Annotated in this window: 13 protein-coding genes; 10 read left to right on the top strand and 3 right to left on the bottom strand. The window is 66.0% G+C overall.

The genetic code is table 11. The features are described 5' to 3' along the window. The first annotated feature begins 152 nt into the window (after positions 1-152). From IEW24_RS13100 to IEW24_RS13090, 3 genes are read left to right on the top strand one after another with little or no spacing between them, the layout of a single operon-like run. Entirely contained in the window at positions 153-1,676 is a 1,524-nt protein-coding gene (locus IEW24_RS13100) for a sensor histidine kinase (RefSeq protein WP_188579221.1), read from the top strand. Further along, positions 1,669-2,106 carry a response regulator gene (locus IEW24_RS13095; protein WP_188579219.1) on the top strand — a complete coding sequence of 146 codons (438 nt, stop codon included), beginning with the start codon at positions 1,669-1,671 and terminating at the stop codon, positions 2,104-2,106. The genes IEW24_RS13100 and IEW24_RS13095 overlap by 8 nt, the downstream gene beginning before the upstream one ends. Continuing rightward, complete coding sequence (locus IEW24_RS13090) at positions 2,106-3,227, top strand: histidine kinase dimerization/phosphoacceptor domain -containing protein (protein ID WP_280514979.1); 1,122 nt, start codon at positions 2,106-2,108, stop codon at positions 3,225-3,227. Before IEW24_RS13095 ends, IEW24_RS13090 begins: the two co-directional genes overlap by 1 nt. 20 nt (positions 3,228-3,247) lie before the next feature. On the opposite strand, the gene IEW24_RS13085 is transcribed toward IEW24_RS13090, so the two are convergent. Continuing rightward, positions 3,248-3,589 (bottom strand): rhodanese-like domain-containing protein, encoded by a 342-nt coding sequence (locus IEW24_RS13085; RefSeq protein ID WP_188579217.1) that lies wholly within the window; start codon positions 3,587-3,589, stop codon positions 3,248-3,250. A 287-nt stretch (positions 3,590-3,876) separates the two neighbouring features. On the opposite strand from IEW24_RS13085, the gene IEW24_RS13080 reads away from it, so the two are divergent. From IEW24_RS13080 to IEW24_RS13060, 5 genes are all read left to right on the top strand, one after another. Then, on the top strand, positions 3,877-4,197 hold the full coding sequence (locus tag IEW24_RS13080; protein WP_244644364.1) for a YMGG-like glycine zipper-containing protein: 321 nt from the start codon (positions 3,877-3,879) through the stop codon (positions 4,195-4,197). Between the two features lie 224 nt (positions 4,198-4,421). Next, a complete protein-coding gene (locus IEW24_RS13075) occupies positions 4,422-5,348 on the top strand; it encodes an ArgK/MeaB family GTPase (RefSeq protein WP_188579213.1) in 927 nt (308 codons plus the stop codon). A gap of 185 nt (positions 5,349-5,533) precedes the next feature. After that, complete coding sequence (locus tag IEW24_RS13070; RefSeq protein WP_244644362.1) at positions 5,534-6,907, top strand: cell wall hydrolase; 1,374 nt, start codon at positions 5,534-5,536, stop codon at positions 6,905-6,907. 275 nt (positions 6,908-7,182) lie between these two features. Beyond that, the gene (locus tag IEW24_RS13065) at positions 7,183-8,517 is read left to right on the top strand and encodes an MFS transporter (protein ID WP_373870056.1); all 1,335 of its coding nucleotides are present in this window, start codon (positions 7,183-7,185) and stop codon (positions 8,515-8,517) included. 424 nt (positions 8,518-8,941) lie between these two features. Continuing rightward, positions 8,942-12,139 (top strand): autotransporter domain-containing protein, encoded by a 3,198-nt coding sequence (locus IEW24_RS13060; protein ID WP_188579210.1) that lies wholly within the window; start codon positions 8,942-8,944, stop codon positions 12,137-12,139. A 210-nt stretch (positions 12,140-12,349) separates the two neighbouring features. On the opposite strand, the gene IEW24_RS13055 is transcribed toward IEW24_RS13060, so the two are convergent. Together IEW24_RS13055 and IEW24_RS13050 are read right to left on the bottom strand one after the other, a co-directional pair. Continuing rightward, entirely contained in the window at positions 12,350-13,150 is an 801-nt protein-coding gene (locus IEW24_RS13055; RefSeq protein ID WP_188579208.1) for a hypothetical protein, read from the bottom strand. 422 nt (positions 13,151-13,572) lie between these two features. Then, positions 13,573-15,852, bottom strand: coding sequence for an NADP-dependent malic enzyme (locus IEW24_RS13050; RefSeq protein WP_280514978.1), 2,280 nt, complete (start codon positions 15,850-15,852; stop codon positions 13,573-13,575). Between the two features lie 172 nt (positions 15,853-16,024). Between IEW24_RS13050 and IEW24_RS13045 the strand changes: the two genes are divergently transcribed. After that, the gene (locus IEW24_RS13045) at positions 16,025-18,022 is read left to right on the top strand and encodes an aq_1923 C-terminal domain (RefSeq protein WP_188579206.1); all 1,998 of its coding nucleotides are present in this window, start codon (positions 16,025-16,027) and stop codon (positions 18,020-18,022) included. 317 nt (positions 18,023-18,339) lie between these two features. Next, the gene (locus tag IEW24_RS13040; protein WP_188579203.1) at positions 18,340-19,383 is read left to right on the top strand and encodes an acyltransferase family protein; all 1,044 of its coding nucleotides are present in this window, start codon (positions 18,340-18,342) and stop codon (positions 19,381-19,383) included. Positions 19,384-19,408 lie beyond the last annotated feature (25 nt).

Below are 19,408 nucleotides of genomic sequence, written 5' to 3'. Positions count from 1 at the left end.
CGCAATCTGGGGGCGAGCGTCTTGGGTAGGGTGAGGGGCCGGGGTTCAGTGTTTTCAGGCGTAAGGTCCGAGCGGCACCCGCGGCATGGCGTCGCTTGCGCGGCCGGGCTGTCGGCTGGCCACATCCTCCCCGCGTACCGGGCGCCGTCGCCGTGACCGTCTCCACCGAAGATGCCGTGGCACCGACCCCGTCCCGTCCGCGCCGCCCCCTCAATCAGGCCGTAGTGCTGGGAGCCGGCTTCGGCATCCTGATCCTGATCAGCGTGATCTCGGTGTTTCTGGTGAACCGCGCGCGCGAAGATGCGGCGCAGGTGGCCCAGACGCTGCTGCTGGAAAACACCATCTCCAACCTGCAGGCCTTCCTGCTGCGCGGCGAAACCTCCCAGCGCGGCTTCCTGCTGACCGGCGACAGCCGCTATCTGGCCGATTTCGACACCACCATGGCCGATCTCGACCGGACCATACAGCAGGTGCAGTCGAGCACGGTGGGCGCCAGCGAGCGGCGCCGGGCACTGGCGGACCGGCTGGCCGTGCTGCTCCAGACCAAGCAGGACGAACTGCGCCACACCATTTCGCTCCGCCGCAGCGGCGACACCATGGGCGCGCTGGCGGTGGTGCGCACCGACCGCGGCGAGGAGCTCTCCCGCGAGATCGGCAGCATCATCAACCAGATGCATGTGGGCGAGCAGAACCAGTTGGGCGAGCGCATCTCCGCATCGCGCAGTTCCAACCTCTGGCTGATGCTGGTCAATCTGGCCGGCGCGGTGGCCATCGTCGGCATTGCCGCCCTGGCGTTGCGCATCACCCGCCGCAACACCGAAGACCTGCGCACCGCCCATCACAATGTGGAGGAAGCCAATCTGGTTCTTGAGCAGCGGGTCGCCGAACGCACGGCGGACCTGCAGGAAGCCAATAACGAGATCCAGAGCTTCGCTTATATCGTCAGCCACGATCTGCGCTCGCCGCTGGTCAACATCATGGGCTTCACCAGCGAGCTGGAAGCCCTGCGCACCGATCTGTTCGACCGCATCGCCACCCTGCGCGCGCAGGCCGGCGACACCAATGGCGCGGCGGATATCGCGCTCGACAAGGATTTCGAGGAGGCGTTCGGCTTCATCAAGAAGTCCATCACCAAGATGGACCGGCTGATCAACGCCATCCTCGACCTGTCGCGGCAGGGCCGTAAGGAGTTCGCGCCGACCTCCGTCAGCATGACCGAGATGGTCGAGACCATCGCGGCCACCATGGCGCATCAGCTTATGGAGCGGAACGCCAGGCTCACGGTGCACCCCATCCCCGCCATCGTCAGCGACCGGATGGCACTGGAGCAGATCTTCACCAACCTGATCGACAACGCTGTCAAATACCTGCGCCCCGACGTACAGGGGCTGATCGAGGTTTCCGCCCGGGAGACGCCGGGCTACGTCACCTATCTGGTGCGGGACAACGGACGCGGCATCGACCCGAACGACCGGGTCCGCGTGTTCGAGCTGTTCCGCCGATCCGGGCCGCAGGACCGGCCCGGCGAGGGCATCGGCCTCGCGCATGTGCGCGCGCTGGTCCGGCGCCTTGGCGGGGGCATCACGCTGGAATCGGAACTGGGGCTGGGCACCGTGTTCAAGGTCACGCTGCCCCGCAGACTTGTTGTCGAAGGCAATGGGGGAAAACATGCCTGAGCACGTCACCATCATCATGATCGAGGACGATCCGGGCCACGCGCGCCTGATCGAGAAGAACATCCGCCGGGCCGGCGTGCTCAACGAGATCGTGCCCTTCGGCGACGGCAACAGCGCGCTGGCCTACCTGTTCGGTCCGGACGGCACCGGCGCGATCAATGCCGGCAAGGCGCTGCTGGTGCTGCTCGATCTCAACCTGCCCGATACGAGCGGGGTCAACATCCTCAGGCGCATCAAGGAGAACGAGCATCTCAAGCGCTCGCCCGTGGTGGTGCTGACGACCACCGACGACAAGGTGGAGATCCAGCGCTGCTATGATCTCGGCGCCAATGTCTATGTGACCAAGCCGGTCAATTATGAGAACTTCTCGAACGCCGTGCGACAGCTCGGCCTGTTCTTCTCCGTGATCCAGGTGCCAGAGGCGAGCTGATGGGCGAGGCCGCGCGCATGGAGGCCCAGGGCAGCGCCGTGGCAACCACGGCGAGCGCGGGCGTGCGGCTGCTCTATATCGACGACGATCCGGGGTTGGGGCGGCTGGTGCAGCGCCAGCTCGGCCGCCGTGGCTATCTGGTCGAACTGGCCACCTGCGGCGAGGACGGCCTCGCCCGCATCGCTGCCGGTGGCATCGACGTGGTGGCGCTCGATCATTACATGCCCGGCCAGGATGGCCTCGAGACGCTGGCCGCCATCCGCCTGCTCGCCAGCCCGCCGCCGGTGGTCTACGTCACCGGCACGCAGGAGAGCCGTGTCGCTGTCGCGGCGCTCAAGGCCGGCGCCGCCGATTACGTGGTAAAGGACGTTCAGGGCGATTTCATCGAGCTGCTCGATTCGGCCATGGCCGCCGCGCTCCAGCAGGTGAAGATGCACCGCGCCCACGAGGCCGCCGAAGCCGAGATCCGCGCCGCCCGCGACCGTTTCGAGGCGCTGGCCGCCGAGCGCGCCCTGCTGCTGCGGGAGATGAACCACCGGGTGGGCAACTCGCTCCAGATCATCATGTCGCTGCTGCATCTGCAGGCGGGGGCCACCGACAATGCGGAAGTGCAGACCGCGCTCAGCAACGCGCGCGGCCGCGTGGCGGCGGTGGCGCAGGTGCACCGGCGGCTCTACACCTCGGATCAGGTGACGACGGTGGCCGTGGACCAGTATCTCGGGCCGCTGCTGGCGGACCTTGAGATGTCCGCCCAGCACGGCGAGGTAGGCATCAGCCTCGCCACCGACATCGACCCCATCGAGATCGACCCGGATCGCGCCGTCGCGCTCGGCGTCATCGTGACCGAGCTGGTCATCAATGCCTCGAAATACGCCTATCCCGGCGGCAAGGGGCCGGTGCGCGTGCACCTGTTCTCGCTCGAAGGCAATATCGAGCTGACGGTGGAGGACGAGGGCGTCGGCATACCCGACAGCGGAACGCCCGTCAGCTCCACCGGCCTCGGCGACCGCATCGTGCGCGCCATGGCGTCCAAGCTCGGCGCCGTCATGGAATTTCCGGCCCGCAGCAAGGGTGCGGCCGTGCGCCTCACCTTCCCGCTGCGGCCCACCCTGAACGGCTGACCGGAGGCTGAGCCGATGGCTCAGCCCTGCTCGGTCGGGTAGCCGGCGTCCTTCCACGCCAGGATGCCGCCCTGCATGTGCTCCTCGTAATCGAGCCCGGACGCCTGCGCGAGCGCGAGCGCCTTCTGCGAGCGCTGGCCCGAGCGGCAGGAGAAGATCAGGCGCTTGCCGGCCGGATCGGGCAGGGAAGCCGGATCGAAGCTCTGCAACGGCGCATCCACGGCGCCCGGAATGCGTTCGGCGGCGGTCTCGTTGGGTTCGCGCACGTCCACCAGCAGGATGCTGCCATCCTCCAGGCCTGCCTTCACCTCGGCGGGGGTCACATGCACCACGCGGCCGCCGAAGGGATTGATCTCACTCATGGGTACATCTCCATTCCGCCGCACCCTGCCCCAGCCGCCCGCCTCCATGCAAGCGGCGACCATACGCCCATCGGCCAGACGGCAACATCCGTTGCGTGCAAAAGAAAAGCGGTACACGCGGGCGAACAAGATGGTTTGCACTCAAACGGAATATATGCCTTCGCGGCGTGTAAATACTACCATCCATGCTGTAGAAACATGGCTACGCTCATCTGCCGTTCATGTTGGCCTTGCTAGGAGTTTGGAACGGAACAAATGCCGTCGTCAGGCGGCATGTGGAGGGGTTGATGCGCACGCGGAAGATCGCTGTGCGGGCTGTTGCGGCGGCGTTGTGCACCATGATTGCGGCCAGTGCCGCACAGGCGCAGAACAATGCGGTGCCCGGCGCGGTTCTCGGCGGCATCACCGGTGCAGTGATCGGCGGCGCGGTAACTGGCAGGGCCGGTGGCGCAGCGGCCGGTGCGGTGATCGGTGGCGCGACCGGCGCGGTCATCGGATCGCAGACCGGACAACGTCCTCCTGCCTATTATTTTTGGAGTGGGGGACGGTGTCACTACCGTTATCCCAACGGGCAGGTGGTGCGGGTGTCCCGCTCCTACTGCCAGTGATCTTTTGAAGTGAGCTATTGATCGGTTTCGTTCCCCCGCACGGTTCCGGTCAGTGGAAAAGGCGTCGGCGCAAGCCGACGCCTTTTTTATTGGGCGCATAGGCTCCCGGCCCACCCGAATTGCGATGCAATCGGATCGGCGCATGCTCTCATCATGCGTCAGAGGCGGATTGGCGGATCAGCCGATTCCCTCCGGTCAGATCCCTCTCTAGACTGCGCGCCACCATGCCCCCGCCTCTCCCCTCCCTCGCGGACCTTCACACCGGCGGCAAGCGCGCCGTGGCCGCCGCTCTGGCTGCGGTCGAGACCGCCCGCGGCACCCCCGCCCTCGCCGCCTTGCTGGACGAGGCCGCCGCCGCCGCCCGCGCGCAGGTGCTCGGCCTCACCGGACCGCCGGGGGTGGGCAAATCCACCCTCACCAACGTGCTGGTGCGCCAGGCCCGCGCCGCCGGCCGCACGGTGGCGGTGCTGGCAGTGGACCCCTCCTCCCGCCGCACCGGCGGGGCCCTGCTGGGCGATCGCGCGCGGCTGAAGACCGATCCGGAGGATCGCGGCATCTTCATCCGCTCCATGGCCGCCCGCGACCGGCTCGGCGGCCTCTCCGACCATGCGGTGGGCGCAGCCGTGCTGCTGCGCGCGGTGTTCGATCTGGTCATCGTGGAGACCGTGGGGGTGGGCCAGTCGGAGGCCGACATCGACCTCATCGCCGACACCGTGGTGCTATGCATCCAGCCCGCCTCGGGCGACAGCCTGCAGTTCATGAAGGCCGGCGTCATGGAACTGCCGGACGTGATCGCCGTCACCAAGGCCGACATGACCGAAAGCTCCCGCCGCGCCGCCGCCGACGTCAGCGGCGCATTGGCGCTGGCGGGGGGAGCGTCGGAGTGGCGCGTGCCGGTGGTCCGCCTCTCCGCCACCACCGGCGAGGGGCTGGAGGATTTTGCCGCAGCGGTGGCGAACCATGCCGCCTATCTGGCGGGGCAGGACCGCCGCGCCGGCCGCCGCGCGGCGCAGGAGCGCCGCTGGGTGGAAGAAGCGATCAAGGTGCGCTTCGGCACCGAGGGGCTGAAGCGCGCCCGGCTTCTCGCCCCGCCGGAGGGCGGCCCGTTCAGCCGGGAAGCATTTATCGCATCATGCTTAACCGGGGGGTAAGGTTGATAAAACATGCTTCCCCCGTGGCTGGCGCCGTGCCGGCCACGCGGGTGCGTATCTCCCGCCCTCCGGCCTGACCGGAGCGGCCGAGGCCCCGCGTTACCGGGGCCGGATCGGATCAGATTGCATCAATCTGATCCGTGAATCCGTCCCCGACACCAGACGTTTTTTGGCGGGGCGGACAAATGGCGGAACGGCGGAGCGAGACCGGGCGGCACGGGCTGCGGCAAAGCGCACGCCTGCGGGCTGCCGGTATCGGCAGTCTCGGCGCGACGCTCAGCTTCGCCGCCTGCCTCTCCGGCCTGATGCCGGCGCCGCTCGCCGCGCAATCCCTGCCCTCCGACGCCATGCTGACGCGCACCTTCGCGGAGCGCGGGTCCGATTTCCTGAGCGCGCCGCTGAAGGCGCTGAAGGTGGCCACCCTCGATCTGCCGCCAGCCCTCGGCAACGGGCTCGGCTTCACCCTGCCCGAGACCTCCGTGCTGCCCGTCGCCCCCGTGGTGCCGCCGCCGGGCGAGGACAGCTACGCCTATCCCCCGCCGCTCGTGCTGGGCGCGCCCACGCAGACCGCCGCCGCCACGCCCCCCGAGAGCGATGCCGCCGAGAAGGCGCAGATTGAGGTCGAGGCGGACACGCCCGCCATCTTCGGCCCCAGGCCGGAGGCGGCGCGCAACGTCTATCTGGAACTCGCCCTCGACAGCCTGCTGTCGCTGCCGAACATCGATGACGAGGTGGTGGCGGACGAGGACATCGGCACCCAGTTCGGCCCCGACATCACCGGCGCAGACATCCCCGAGCCCGCCCCGCCCAACCGCATGGCGGATGCGGGCGGCATCGGCAGCGATGCCCTGTTTCCCGTCCAGCCCGACGACCAGGGCTGGGCCGACCTCGGCGCGGACGCGCCGGCGAGCGGCACGGACGGGCCGATCTATCGCGATCCCACCGTGGTGTTCGGCGCCGATCCCGACATCTTCCCCGCCCAGCCGTTCGAACACGCCACCTTGAGCATTCCGGGCAGCCTCGTGCCGCTGCCGGTCTCGGCGCCCGCAAGCCGCGCGGGCGACAATCCGCTGCTGGGCGGCAAGGGCGAACTGGCCGGCGGCCTTGCCGGCCCCACCTTCGCCGAGCGCCTCGGCCTCGAAGGCCCGGCCCGCGCACGGGCGGAGAAGTGCCTGGCGGAAGCGATCTACTTCGAGAGCCGGGGCGAAGCCAAGCGCGGCCAGATCGCCGTGGCGCAGGTGGTCATGAACCGCGTGTTCTCCGGCTATTATCCCAATGACGTGTGCAAGACCGTCTACCAGAACGCCCACCGGCATCTGGCCTGCCAGTTCACCTTCGCCTGCGATGACGTGAAGGACGTGGTGCGCGAGCCCGACATGTGGGTGCAGGCCAAGCAGATTTCCGCCGACATGCTGGACGGAAAGCTGTGGCTCGACAGCGTCGGACGCGCGACCCATTACCACGCCTACTGGGTCCACCCCTCCTGGGTGCGGGAAATGCGCAAGCTGGATCGCATCGGCGTCCATACCTTCTACCGGCCCAAGCGCTGGAACGGCTGATGCTGCGCGCAAAGCGGCAAAGTGCCGCCTGTCCTGAGTTGTCGCACTCGCAAAGTCTTACTCTAGGTCAGCGGAACCTTACGCAAGGTCATGACGTGAGAGAATGTGGCGGACGTAAGGCTATGCGCCTTTAGCCGTGTTTTCAGGTTCACTACGAGCGTATAAGACGCAGGCAGCTCACGCACGGAGCTGGCTTCAGGCTTTTACGCGATCACTCGTCTGTAAAATTCGGAGCACCCCATCATGGGATTCTGAAAACAGGATCGGAGTGCCAAGTGGACGACAAATCCAAAATTACGCCAAATAAAAACAATGTCCCGCTCGACCGCATCCATCGCATTAAAGCGATTTTGATCGGATCGGCCGGAAACCTGGTTGAATGGTACGACTTCTACGCATACTCGGCCTTTGCTCTCTATTTTTCGAAGGCATTCTTCCCCAATCAAGACCCGGTTGCGGAGCTTCTCTCCACCGCAGGCATTTTCGCCCTCGGCTTCTTCATGCGCCCCATCGGCGGCTGGCTGTTCGGGCATATCGGTGACAATTTCGGCCGCCGCCGCGCGCTGATGCTCTCCGTCCTCCTGATGTGCTTCGGCTCGCTCATCATCGCGATGACGCCCACCTACGCCACCATCGGCGTGTTCGCCCCCATCCTTCTTCTGGTGGCCCGCCTGCTGCAGGGGCTCAGCCTCGGCGGCGAATATGGCTCCAGCGCCACCTATCTCTCCGAGATGGCCACCTCCAAGGAGCGCGGCTTCTACTCCTCCTTCCAGTATGTCACCCTCATCGGCGGCCAGCTGACCGCCCTCGTGGTGCTGCTGGTGCTGCAAAACATCCTGCTCACCGCGGACGAACTGCGGGCGTGGGGCTGGCGCATTCCCTTCTTCATCGGCGCGGGCCTTGCCCTGTTCACGCTGGTCATGCGGCGCGACCTGCAGGAGACGGACGCGTTCCAGAAGGAGCAGAAGAAGGCCAAGGCCAAGCGCGGCACGCTGCGCGGCCTGATGGAGCATCCGCGCGAGGTTGCCCTCGTGTTCGGCCTCACCGCCGGCGGCACGCTCGCCTTCTATGTCTACACCACCTACATGCAGAAGTTCCTGAAGCTGTCGGCGGGCCTCACCGACGCCCAGACCACCTGGGTCAGCGCCGGCTCGCTCATCTTCGCCATGTGCCTGCAGCCCATCTATGGCGCGCTGTCGGACCGCATCGGCCGCCGGCCGCTGCTGATCAGCTTCGGTGTCCTCGGCACGCTGCTGACCGTGCCGCTGCTCACCGCCATCCAGCATGCCAGCGGCCCGTGGACCGCCTTCCTGCTGATCGCGGGGGCGTGGCTCATCGTGTCCGGCTACACCTCCATCAATGCGGTGGTGAAGGCCGAGCTGTTCCCGGCGGCCATCCGCGCCTCCGGCGTCGGCCTGCCCTATGCGGTGGCGGTGTCGCTGTTCGGCGGCACGGCGGAATATATCGCGCTGTGGTTCAAGAACATCGGCCACGAGAGCTGGTTCTACTGGTACGCCACCTGCGTGATCGGCTGCTCGCTGCTGGTCTATCTGTTCATGCCGGATACGAAGAAGACCTCGCGGATCGACAGCGAGGCGCAGTCGCACTGACGCTTCCTCGCATAACAAATGTTAGTAAGACGGCCCGGAGCCTATACGCTCCGGGCCGTCTTTATTTCTGCCTCGCGCAAACAGGCGCGGGTGTTGCAGAAAAGCCAAAATCCAGCACCCGCAACACCTGTTGCATCTTCGGGTCATGTGCGACCTGACACCGCATTACCGTCTGGCTGTCGCGAAGCTGTCCTTCCCTCACGCCGCCATCTTTGCACTCTGGAACGGTACTCATATAACTCCATTGCGTAAAATGCTTCGTGGTGGGGGCTTGGCTGCATACGTATAGCGTGAGAACCGTTCTGCCTGTGCGCAGAACATCTCAGGCTTAGACACAGCCTTATTCGACCCTCCAAACCTTGATTTTGGGCGCGCTTCTGGCTTTTCGGCGGGAGCGCGAACCCTTGTGCTTTGGAGTATTGTCATGCGTTCCGTGTTCGCAGCGCTGTCCCTGGCGCTCCTGTCCTCGACCGCCTTCGCACAGACGGCCGCGCCGACCTACACCTCGCTGTGGAGCCTGGGCGACAGCCTGTCCGACGTGGGGCGCACCTATGCCCGCACCAATGTCTGGTACCTGCCGACATTCCCCAAGGGCCCGCTGTATTACAACGGCCACTTCTCGAACGGACAGGTCTGGGTCGAGTATCTCTCGGCGATCAACAACCTGCCCTACAATGCCGACCGCAACCTGGCCTGGGGCGGCGCGGTCACTGGCCCCGCCTATGCCACCACCGTCAGCCTGCTGATCCAGCACCTTGAGCAGCAGGTCGGGCAGTTCACCGACAAGGTGACGGGCACCTCCGGCTTCCTCGGCATCGGCGGCACCGCCCAGCTCTCCGCCTCCAACTACGGCAACAAGCCTCTCATCACCTTCTGGATCGGCGGCAACAATTTCCGGCAGTCGGTCGAGGACACCAGCGGCTGGTCCACCCTGTTCAACAACGCGACCAAGCTCGCTGCCCTGTTCCCCGCCCACGACACCATCATCACCAACGTCCCGGCGGACCTGCGCAAGATCAACAGCGCCATCAACGGCCGCTCCGACATCGCGCAGAACGGCGCGACCTATTATGTGCCAACCGTCGCCGACGTGAGCACCACGCCGAAATTCTCCACCCTGCCCAGCGACCAGCGGGCGGTGCTCAGCACCAATGTGAAGCAGACCAACCGCGACCTGAAGGTCGCCCTCTACAATCTTCAGGACGAATTCTCGGCGGCCAATCCCAACACCCGCATCGTCGTCATCGACGCCGCCGCGCTGCTGGCCGAGGTTCAGGCCAACCCCACCGCCTATGGCTTCACCGATGCGGTCCATAACTGCGTGGACGGGGAAAGCGGCGAGTACACCAACGGCTGCTCGGCGGCGACCGTGGGCAACTTCCTGTTCTGGGACGAATTCCACCCCACCACCAAAGCCCACGAGATGATCGCGCAATACGCGACCAACACCGACTGGCTGGAGCTGGGCGCGGCGGTCTCGCTGACCAATCCCTATGTGGCGAACATCGAGATCCGCGACCGCACCTTCGCCGGCACCATCGGCGGCTCGGGATCCATGATCAAGCAGGGTGAGCGCGTGCTCACCATCAGCGGGCAGAACACCTATACCGGCGGCACCCGCATCGACGCCGGCACCGTGCGCATCTCCTCCGACGCCAATCTCGGCGCGGTGTCGGGCCTGCTGACGCTGAACGGCGGCGCCATCTCCGCCAGCAGCAGCTTCGCCATGCAGCGCAACGTGCAGGTGAACGCCACCGGCGGCACGTTCGATGCCCAGCAGGGCGCCGTGTTCACGCTCACCGGCAACACCATCAGCGGCGACGGCAACATCACCAAGACCGGCACCGGCACGGTGGACTTCCGCTCCACCATGGACACCACCGCCAACACGCTCGGCCTGACGGAGGCCATCTCCACGACTGGCCGCCAGCTCACCACGGTCAGCGCCGGCACGCTGAAGATCAACACCACCAACGCCTACATCACCTACCGCATGGACGTGGCCGCAGGCGCCATCCTCGGCGGCTCCGGCACCATCCTCACCTCCGCCCCCGGCGCGGTGAGCACGGACGGGCGCGCGGGCGGCATCTTCATCGCCGGCACGCTGGCCCCCGGCAACTCCATCGGCACGCTGACCATCGACGGCAACGTCACTTTCACGGACGCGGGCGTCTATCAGCTGGAAGTGGACAACGACAAGGCCGACCACCTCGTCGTCACCGGCACCATGAATCTCGACGGTCACGTGCAGATCGTCACCGATCCCACCGACAAGATCACCAACCAGAGCTTCACCTTCGCCACCTCGGACGGTGCCCTCTCCGGTGCCTATGACGGCGTGGTGGACGCCAGCCCCTTCCTCGCGGAGTGGCTGACCTACAGCGGCAACACCGCCACCGTGCACTTCGCCCGCAACTTCGCGGCGCCTGCGCGCACCGCCAACCAGCTGGCCGTCGCCCAGCACCTGAACGCCGCCTATCGCACCACCGCGCAGGGCGACCTCGACAACGTGTTCTATGGCCTCGACACCACGGTGACGGATGCGGCCGGCGCCAATGCGCTCGACCAGCTTTCCGGCGCCGCGCTCGGCAGCCTGACCACGGCGGACGCCATCCAGCGCGGCCAGTTCACCCGCGCGCTGGAGGACCGCATGTCGGCCCGCCGCTCCGGCCGCACCGGTGCCGGTGGCGATGCCACGCCGCTGTCCTTCGGCCCGGACAATTCCGGCATCGGCGGCCTGTTCCAGGATGCCTCCTCGGCGCTCGCCCGCATGCAGCCGGCTCCGGCCGGCACGACGGGTGAGACCGGCGTCTCGGCCTGGACTCGCGTCATGGGCGGCCCGGCCAATATCGGCGGCCAGGGCGCCACCGACATGCAGGGCCTCGGCGTGCTGCTCGGCATGGACAAGAGCTTCGGCAACGGTCTGGCCGGCTTCAGCTTCGGCTATGGCATGTTCGAGACCGATCCGGGCCTCGGCGGCCGCAGCAGCGCGGACAGCTACCAGGCTTCGCTCTACGGCTCGCTCCAGCACGGCAACCTGTTCCTCGATGGCACGCTGGCCTATGCCTACACGGACTATTCCAGCAGCCGCACGCTCGCCTTCGGCGCCCTCAGCCGCACCGCCACCGCCTCGCCGGACGGCAATGACGTGACCGCCTCGCTGAAGGCCGGCGGCGTCTATGACATGGGCAAGGTCTCGTTCGAGCCCAGCGTCGGCTTCGACTGGTACCACCTGACCCACAGCGGCTTCACCGAAAGCGGCGCCGGTTCCGCCGGCCTCGTGGTGGGGTCGCAGACCATGGATCTGATGATGCCGTCCATCGGCCTGCGCCTCGCCAGCGTGCTCGATGCCGGCACCTTCAGCCTGACGCCGGAATTCAGCGCCCGCTATTATTACAACTTCGGCGACACCAGCGTTTCGACCACCGCCGGCCTGATCGGCGCCCCGGCGGCGCCCTTCACGGTGGAGAGCACGGGCTTCGGCCGCAACATCGGCGTGCTGTCGGCGGGCCTCTCGGCCCAGCAGGACGCCAACCTGAAGGTCGGCACCCGCTACGAGCTCCAGCTCTCGGACAATGTCGCCGCCCAGCTGTTCTCGCTGGACCTGAAGTATACGTGGTGATCCGGAACGGCCGGGCCATGCCCGGCTGTCTCGCCCGCCCCAAAGACAAAAGGCCCGCCGGAAGGCGGGCCTTTTTTGTACGACGGAAGATCGCATCGCTTCCACTCGAAGCCATCCGCACCCTTACCCTCAGCGACTTCGTCGTCACTGATACGGCGCTTATTTAATAATACGTGCAGGGCGCCTTCGCTAGGTGGGATTGAAATGGCTTTACGTATGCAACGTCACTTCAATCCGCTCACCGAAAGGTCCATGGTATATAGCCACACCGCCACCATCATGATTCCAATAAATATCCCCAGTCACCTTATCTTTTACGGAAAAAACACCAAACCCATATGTTCCGTCTTCATTTTTATTTATAATTTCGCCTTCAATGACATATAAATCACTAATGTTACTTAATTCATACTCCATAAGACCTGGATAAACCTCAACAATAGGTTCAAATTTATCCATAAACAAATTCATATCCTCAGATATTCTGCGCAATGCCTGCAGATCATCCGGATCCGTCACGGTTTCCAGTTCATGATTAAGTGCGCCTTCACTTTTGGCTACACCCTCAACAAACGACAACGCTATATTATATGTAAGTACGCTATGAATGAGCGAGTCCACACCTCTAATATTCGCAATGTGCAATTCCGCCGCCCTGGCCACGATATCCGGCACCGCAGAATTCTGCGGCTTATCATAGCTGGCGATCATACGCTCAAGACGCCGATCAAAGTCGATCGCCGTGCTTGCCCTCGCAGGACCACCAAGCGTCGAAAAATTCTCGATGACCGTTTGCATGAAGACACGAGAAGCCTTCAAGCGTGCGAGGCTATCGCTTAGTATCAGTTGCGCTCGTTCCCGCCCCTCGGCGAAGAACTGCTCTCTTTCCTCTTTGCTCATCGGCTTGGGTTGCGGAACCGCCGCCGCGCCCTCGCTCCCGGTCGCGCCGCTGCTCTCGGTGCGTTGAACCACCAATGTTTTGATGAGCGTCGATTTAATATAGTCGACCATATGCCCCTCCTCGAGGGAGGGCAGGCGCCGCACATCATATGGGCGCAGACCCGGAAAGGGACACCGACATCATGTCGGCGGGAGGTAGGAACACATTCAAGAACAAATGAATATAAAACAGTCGCATTACATAGTAAGAAATACTTACGACTTGGATTAAAAGTATCAAACTGGAAAAGAATGGGTAAGCCGGTAAGCCCATCTGTCGCAGGCGTCTGCCGCCCGGTTCCTGCACCGCCCCACCGCCGCCGTCATGCCATCACCAAGGCCGCGCGCCCCTGAGCCCCCTATCCTCAGGACCGCCCTTTCCCGGTACCCCCTCGCCCCTTAACCCACGGCATCCGCGCAAAGAAAAAGGCCCGGCATCGCTGCCGGGCCTTTCGCTGATCCAGAACCGGACGGCGCCAGAGCGCGCCGCCGGATCAGAGCTCGCTCTGCGCCTCCACCACGGCCACGGCGGTCATGTTGACGATGCCGCGGGCGGTGACGGTCGGGCCGAGGATATGGGCCGGCCGCGCCGTGCCCATGAGGATCGGGCCCACGGGCAAAGCATCGCCCAGCACCTTGATCATGTTGTAGGCGATGTCCGCCGCATCCAGATCCGGCATCACCAGCACGTTGGCCACGCCTGACAGGCGCGAATGCGGGTAGATGCGCTCGCGGATGTCCGGCAGCAGGGCGGCTTCCGCCTGCATCTCGCCGTCCACTTCCAGCTCTGGCGCGCGCTCGGCCAGAAGCTCGTACGCCCCCCGCATGCGACGGGCGCAGGCGGTGTCGTTGCTGCCGAAGTTGGAATGCGACAGCAGCGCCACCTTCGGCTCGATGCCGAAACGGCGGACATGGGCAGCGGCAAGGATGGTCATCTCGGCCAGATCGGACGCCGTGGGCTCGGTCTGCACCTGCGTGTCGCAGATGAAGAAATTGCCCTTCGGCGTGATCAGCAGCGAGAGCGCCGCCAGCTCGCGCACGCCCGGCGCGAGGCCGATGATGTCGCGCACATGGCGCAGGTGGCGGGAGAAGCGCCCCTCGATGCCGCATAGCATGGCGTCCGCCTCACCCTTCTTCACGGCGAGCGCCGAGATGACGGTGGAGGAGGTGCGCACCAGCGTGCGGGCGGCATCCGGCGTCACGCCGCGACGGCCGGCGATCTCGATGTACGAGCGCACGAAGTCGCGATAGCGCGGATCATCTTCCGGATTGACGACGTCGAAGTCCTGGCCCGGCCGGATGGACAGGCCGAAGCGCTGGAGACGGGTTTCCAGCACGCTCGGGCGGGCAACGAGGATGGGACGGGCGATGCCCTCTTCCACCACCGCCTGCGCCGCGCGCAGCACGCGCTCGTCCTCGCCCTCGGCATAGATCACGCGCTTCTTGTCCTGCTTCGCGCGGGCGAACAGGGGGCGCATGATGAAGCCGGACCGGAACACGAAGTGGTCGAGCTTGTCGAGATAGGCGTCGAAATCGGCGATGGGCCGGGTGGCGACGCCGGTATCCATGGCCGCCTTGGCCACCGCCGGCGCGATGCGCAGGATGAGGCGCGGATCGAACGGCGAGGGAATGATGCTGTCCGGGCCAAACGAGCGGGTCTCGCCGCCATAGGCGCGGGCCACCACGTCGGAGGGGGTCTCGCGGGCGAGCGCCGCGATGGCCTCCACCGCCGCCATCTTCATCTCGGCATTGATGTCGGTCGCGCCGACATCAAGGGCGCCGCGGAAGATGTAGGGGAAGCACAGGACGTTGTTGACCTGGTTCGGGAAGTCCGAGCGGCCGGTGCAGATCATGGCGTCGGGCCGCACGGCGCGGGCCTCTTCCGGCATGATTTCCGGGGTCGGGTTGGCGAGCGCGAGGATGAGCGGACGATCCGCCATGCGCGCCACCATGTCCGGCTTCAGCACACCGCCGGCGGATACGCCGAGGAAGATGTGCGCGCCGTCGATGACCTCGCCCAGGGTGCGGGCATCGGTCTTCTGGGCGTAGACGGCCTTGTAGGGGTCCATCAGGGTCTCGCGGCCCTCATAGACCACGCCCTCGATGTCGCAGACCCAGATGTTCTCGCGCCTGGCGCCGAGCGTCACCAGCAGGTTGAGGCACGCCATGGCCGCCGCGCCCGCGCCGGAGGCGACGATCTTCAGGTCCTCGATCTTGCGGTTGCCGATCTCCAGCGCGTTGCGCACGGCGGCGCCGACGATGATGGCGGTGCCATGCTGGTCGTCGTGGAAGACCGGGATCTTCATGCGCTCGCGCAGGCGCTTCTCCACCTCGAAGCACTCGGGGGCCTTGATGTCCTCAAGGTTGATGCCGCCGAAGGTGGGCTCCAGCGCGGCCACCGTCTCCACCAGATGGTCGATCTCGGTGGCGGCCAGCTCGATGTCGAACACATCGATGCCGGCGAATTTCTTGAACAGGACGGCCTTGCCTTCCATCACCGGCTTGGAGGCCAGCGGGCCGATGTTGCCGAGGCCCAGCACGGCGGTGCCGTTGGACACCACGGCCACGAGATTCGCGCGGGTGGTCAGCTCGGCGGCCTGGAGCGGATCGGCGACGATCGCTTCACAGGCGGCGGCGACGCCGGGAGAATAGGCCAGCGCGAGGTCTCGCTGGTTGCCAAGAGGCTTGGTCGCCTGGATTTCGAGTTTCCCAGGCCGGGGCATGCGATGATAGACAAGCGCTCCGGATTTCAGATCCTCGGATATGTTCGACATGTTTGACGCCATGTCCGTCCCCAAGCCTCTCTTTATCTGCCACGGTCCCACCGTTCGGGGCGGCAACCTATCCCCCACGAAACGGGATGTCACGAGTTGGGATGGCGTTTTCGAGGCGTAACAGGACTGGCTTAATGAATTCCCAGAAGATGATTCGGTGGAGGTAGCACGCATGAAGAAGGTCGCAATTGGTGTCGTCGTGCTGGCGGTACTGGGGATCGGGGGATACTTCGGCTTCAATTATTACGTGCAGTATCGCGCCAAGAGCGACGTCGAGGCCCTGTTCGCCACGCTGCGCCAGCAGGGCGCCACGGCGACCTACAAGGACGTAGGCTTCACGCTCGCAGGCCGCGTGCTGACGGTGAAAGGCATCGACATCACGTCCGGCGGCAACGCCATCAAGGCGGACCAGTTCACGGCGCAGGGCGTCACCTCGCCGTCGGGGGGTACCGTCCAGGCGGGCGCCATCGAGTTCAGCGGCCTGTCCGTGACCGCCACAGGCATCGTGGGCACGGATACGGTGCTGACCTACTCCATGCCGCAGGTGCGCATCGAGAACTACCAGGGTCCCGACCGCCTGCAGCCCGTCCCGGCCGGCAACGGCAGCCAGCCGGCGATGCGCGAGGCGCTGGTCCGCTTCGCCGGCATCCGCGCCGACAGCTTCACCGTGCCGCAGTTCACCGCCCATCTGGAAGCCAAGGCCGGCACCCCCGCCGACAAGGCTGTCCAGCCCATGGACGTGACCTATAGCGGCCTCAAGGCTTCCGGCATCGCGGAAGGCCGTGTCGCCGAAATCGCCATCGACAAGGTCGCCTACACCACCAAGGTGAAGGACGGCGACAAGACCAACACGCTCAATGGCGAGATGGTCAACCTGCGCAGCTCCGGCGTCGATACCGGCCCGATCCGCGCGCTGACCGACGCCACGCCGCCCACCACCGGCCCGCAGCCGGTCTATGCCCGCATTACCACCGGCGCCTACACGCTGAAGCAGGAGAACGGCACGCTGTCCAACTTCGGCAGCATGTCGCTGGAGCGGATTGCGGTGGACCCGGCCAAGCTGTCCTTCGCCCGCCTGGACGAACTGACCGCGCTGGCCCAGAAGGGCGTCGATCATGACCCGCAGCAGAGCGCCAAGCTGCTCGCGGTGATGGCCGACATGCTGAACGGCATCGCCATCGGTGACATCACGGTCAAGGACGTGTCCCTGACCGAGAAGAACGACGCCTCCAAGATCGAGTCCATGTCGCTGAAGGGTTTCAGCAACGGCCGCCTCGACGTGATGGAGCTGAACGGCGTCACTGGCTCCACCAGCGACAAGAAGCCGGTGGTGTTCAAGCGCCTCGCCCTGCTGGGCCTGTCCATGGGCGACCTGCTTCAGACCTCGGCCGCCACCCTGCTGCAGGGTGACAAGCCGGACGTGGCCACCAGCCTCGGCATGTTCAAGGCCATGGCCGGCTTCGAGATCGAGGGTCTCGTGGCTCCGCACGAGGAGACCGGCGGCCAGATCAAGATCGAGAAGACCAGCGTGACCTGGGGCGATTTCGTCGGCCTCGTCCCGAGCCGCGTGTCGATCAAGCTGGACAAGATCACCGGCCCGATCTCGGCCGAGGACGGCGAGCCCTTCTCCTATCTCGCCGCCACCGGCATGAAGGAGGGCACCATCTCGGCCCAGCTCGACATGCGCTATGCCGACGGCACGCTCACCTTCGCACCGTTTGCGTTCGAGCTGGAGAAGGCCTTCGCCACCCGTATCGCCGCCAGCGTGACGGAACTGCCGAAGAGTGCGCTGGAGAAGCCCGAAACGCTTCAGGAGACGTTCCTGTCCTCGAAGATCGGCCCGATCTCCGTTGCCGTGACCAATCTCGGCATCGGCGAACTGATGCTGAAGCAGCAGGCGGAGCTCATGGGCGTGGCCCCCGAGGAGCTGCGCACGGAGGTGATCGCCACCATCACCGAGACGACCGACGAGATCGCCAACGCCATGCCCGACGCCAAGGCGGTGGGCGAAGCGGTGGCGGCGTTCGTGAAGGCGCCCGGCACGCTCACCATCACGCTGACCCCCAACAAGCCCATGACCTGGGTCGATCTGATGGGTGGCTTCCTGGGCAGCGACGATCCGGTCGAGGCGCTCTCGGCCTTCACCATCAAGGCCAGCGCCGCGCCCTGAGGCCGGCCACGGGCAAGAACAGGCGGGAGGCGTTGCGATGCCTCCCGCAGGCGACAAGGCCGGCGGTTCCACCGCCGGCCTTTTTCTTTGCCGGTGCGCGCAGGCGGTTGCACGGGCGGCCGAAGTCTTTACGAGAAGCTGCATCTTCGACCGACGACGGACCGCCCCGCCCGACCGGACCAACCGGACACGCACGGCACCATCGCCAGATCAGGTGGGACATGCGCTTCGGCGTCCGGCAGGCTGACCTCGTTTCCAGATCCAGCGTCTCCGCGCCCCTCGCGCCCGGTCCTCTCGCGCCCGGTCCCCTCGCGCCTATGCCCTACGAGCCGGCGCTCGACGGCATCCGCGCCCTCGCGATCACCGCCATCGCCATCTATCACGCCTCCCCTGCCCTGCTGCCCGGCGGCTGGGCGGGGGTGGACGTGTTCTTCGTGCTGAGCGGCTACCTCATCACGCGCCTGCTGGCGGACGAGATGACTGCCACGGGGCGCATCGCCTTCGGCCGCTTCTATGCCCGGCGCGCCCTGCGCCTGCTGCCCGCCTTCGCGCTGCTGCTGGCCTTCATGCTGGTGCGGGCGGCCATGGCGCCGAGCTTCGCCCATGCCACGCCCATCCTCCAGTCCACGGGGATCGCGGCCACCTATCTGATGAACTGGAACCGCGCCTTCAACTGGCTGCCGCAGGATCTGCTCGGCCACACATGGTCGCTGTCCATGGAGGAGCAGTTCTATCTGCTCTGGCCGGTGTGCTTCCTGTTCCTGCGCGGGCGGCGGCCGCTGGCGTGGCTCTGCGGCGTGGTGGTGCTGGTGGTGGCGTGGCGCTCGTATCTGGCGCTGACCGGCGCGGATGCCGAGCGCACCTATAACGGCTTCGACACCCATGCGGATGCGCTCGCCATCGGCTGCATCTTCGCCCTCGTGCCGCTCGGCGCCCGCCTGCGGCGCCTGCTGGCCGTGACCGCTCCGCTCGCCCTGCTGGCTCTGGCCGCCCTTCTGCTGCTGATGCCCCACCGCGCGCTCGCCACCCAGACGCTGGGCCTCACCGCTGCGGCGCTCGCCAGCGCGTGGCTGGTGGTGGCGGCACGTGAGGAGGGCTGGCTGAAGCGGCTGCTGTCGCTCAGGCCCGTGGCCTATACCGGGCGCATCTCCTACGGCTGGTACCTCTGGCACTATCCGTTTCTGGTGCTCGGCATCTGGGCGGACCCGGACATCTCGACCGCCCACCGGCTGGCGCTGGTGTTCGCGGCCTATCCGGTGGCCATGGCCTCCTACCATTTCGTGGAGAGGCCCTGCCTGCGGCTACGGGGTTATTTCCGCCCCATCGTGCCAGCACCCGCCATCCTCGCACCCGCGCAATGAAAAGGGGCGGTGCCCCTGCGGCACC

The sequence above is a fragment of the Azorhizobium oxalatiphilum genome, from assembly GCF_014635325.1.
In the GTDB taxonomy this organism is placed as follows: domain Bacteria; phylum Pseudomonadota; class Alphaproteobacteria; order Rhizobiales; family Xanthobacteraceae; genus Azorhizobium; species Azorhizobium oxalatiphilum.
This window is presented reverse-complemented; position numbering and strand designations above follow the sequence as displayed.

Excerpts from the sequence above, each read along its gene's own strand:
- IEW24_RS13060 (WP_188579210.1), top strand. The coding sequence starts at position 8,942 with ATGCGTTCCGTGTTCGCAGCGCTGTCCCTGGCGCTCCTGTCCTCGACC.
- IEW24_RS13070 (WP_244644362.1), top strand. The coding sequence starts at position 5,534 with ATGGCGGAACGGCGGAGCGAGACCGGGCGGCACGGGCTGCGGCAAAGC.
- IEW24_RS13095 (WP_188579219.1), top strand. The coding sequence starts at position 1,669 with ATGCCTGAGCACGTCACCATCATCATGATCGAGGACGATCCGGGCCAC.
- IEW24_RS13085 (WP_188579217.1), bottom strand. The coding sequence starts at position 3,589 with ATGAGTGAGATCAATCCCTTCGGCGGCCGCGTGGTGCATGTGACCCCC.
- IEW24_RS13090 (WP_280514979.1), top strand. The coding sequence starts at position 2,106 with ATGGGCGAGGCCGCGCGCATGGAGGCCCAGGGCAGCGCCGTGGCAACC.
- IEW24_RS13045 (WP_188579206.1), top strand. The coding sequence starts at position 16,025 with ATGAAGAAGGTCGCAATTGGTGTCGTCGTGCTGGCGGTACTGGGGATC.
- IEW24_RS13080 (WP_244644364.1), top strand. The coding sequence starts at position 3,877 with ATGCGCACGCGGAAGATCGCTGTGCGGGCTGTTGCGGCGGCGTTGTGC.
- IEW24_RS13050 (WP_280514978.1), bottom strand. The coding sequence starts at position 15,852 with ATGTCGAACATATCCGAGGATCTGAAATCCGGAGCGCTTGTCTATCAT.
- IEW24_RS13040 (WP_188579203.1), top strand. The coding sequence starts at position 18,340 with ATGCCCTACGAGCCGGCGCTCGACGGCATCCGCGCCCTCGCGATCACC.
- IEW24_RS13055 (WP_188579208.1), bottom strand. The coding sequence starts at position 13,150 with ATGGTCGACTATATTAAATCGACGCTCATCAAAACATTGGTGGTTCAA.
- IEW24_RS13075 (WP_188579213.1), top strand. The coding sequence starts at position 4,422 with ATGCCCCCGCCTCTCCCCTCCCTCGCGGACCTTCACACCGGCGGCAAG.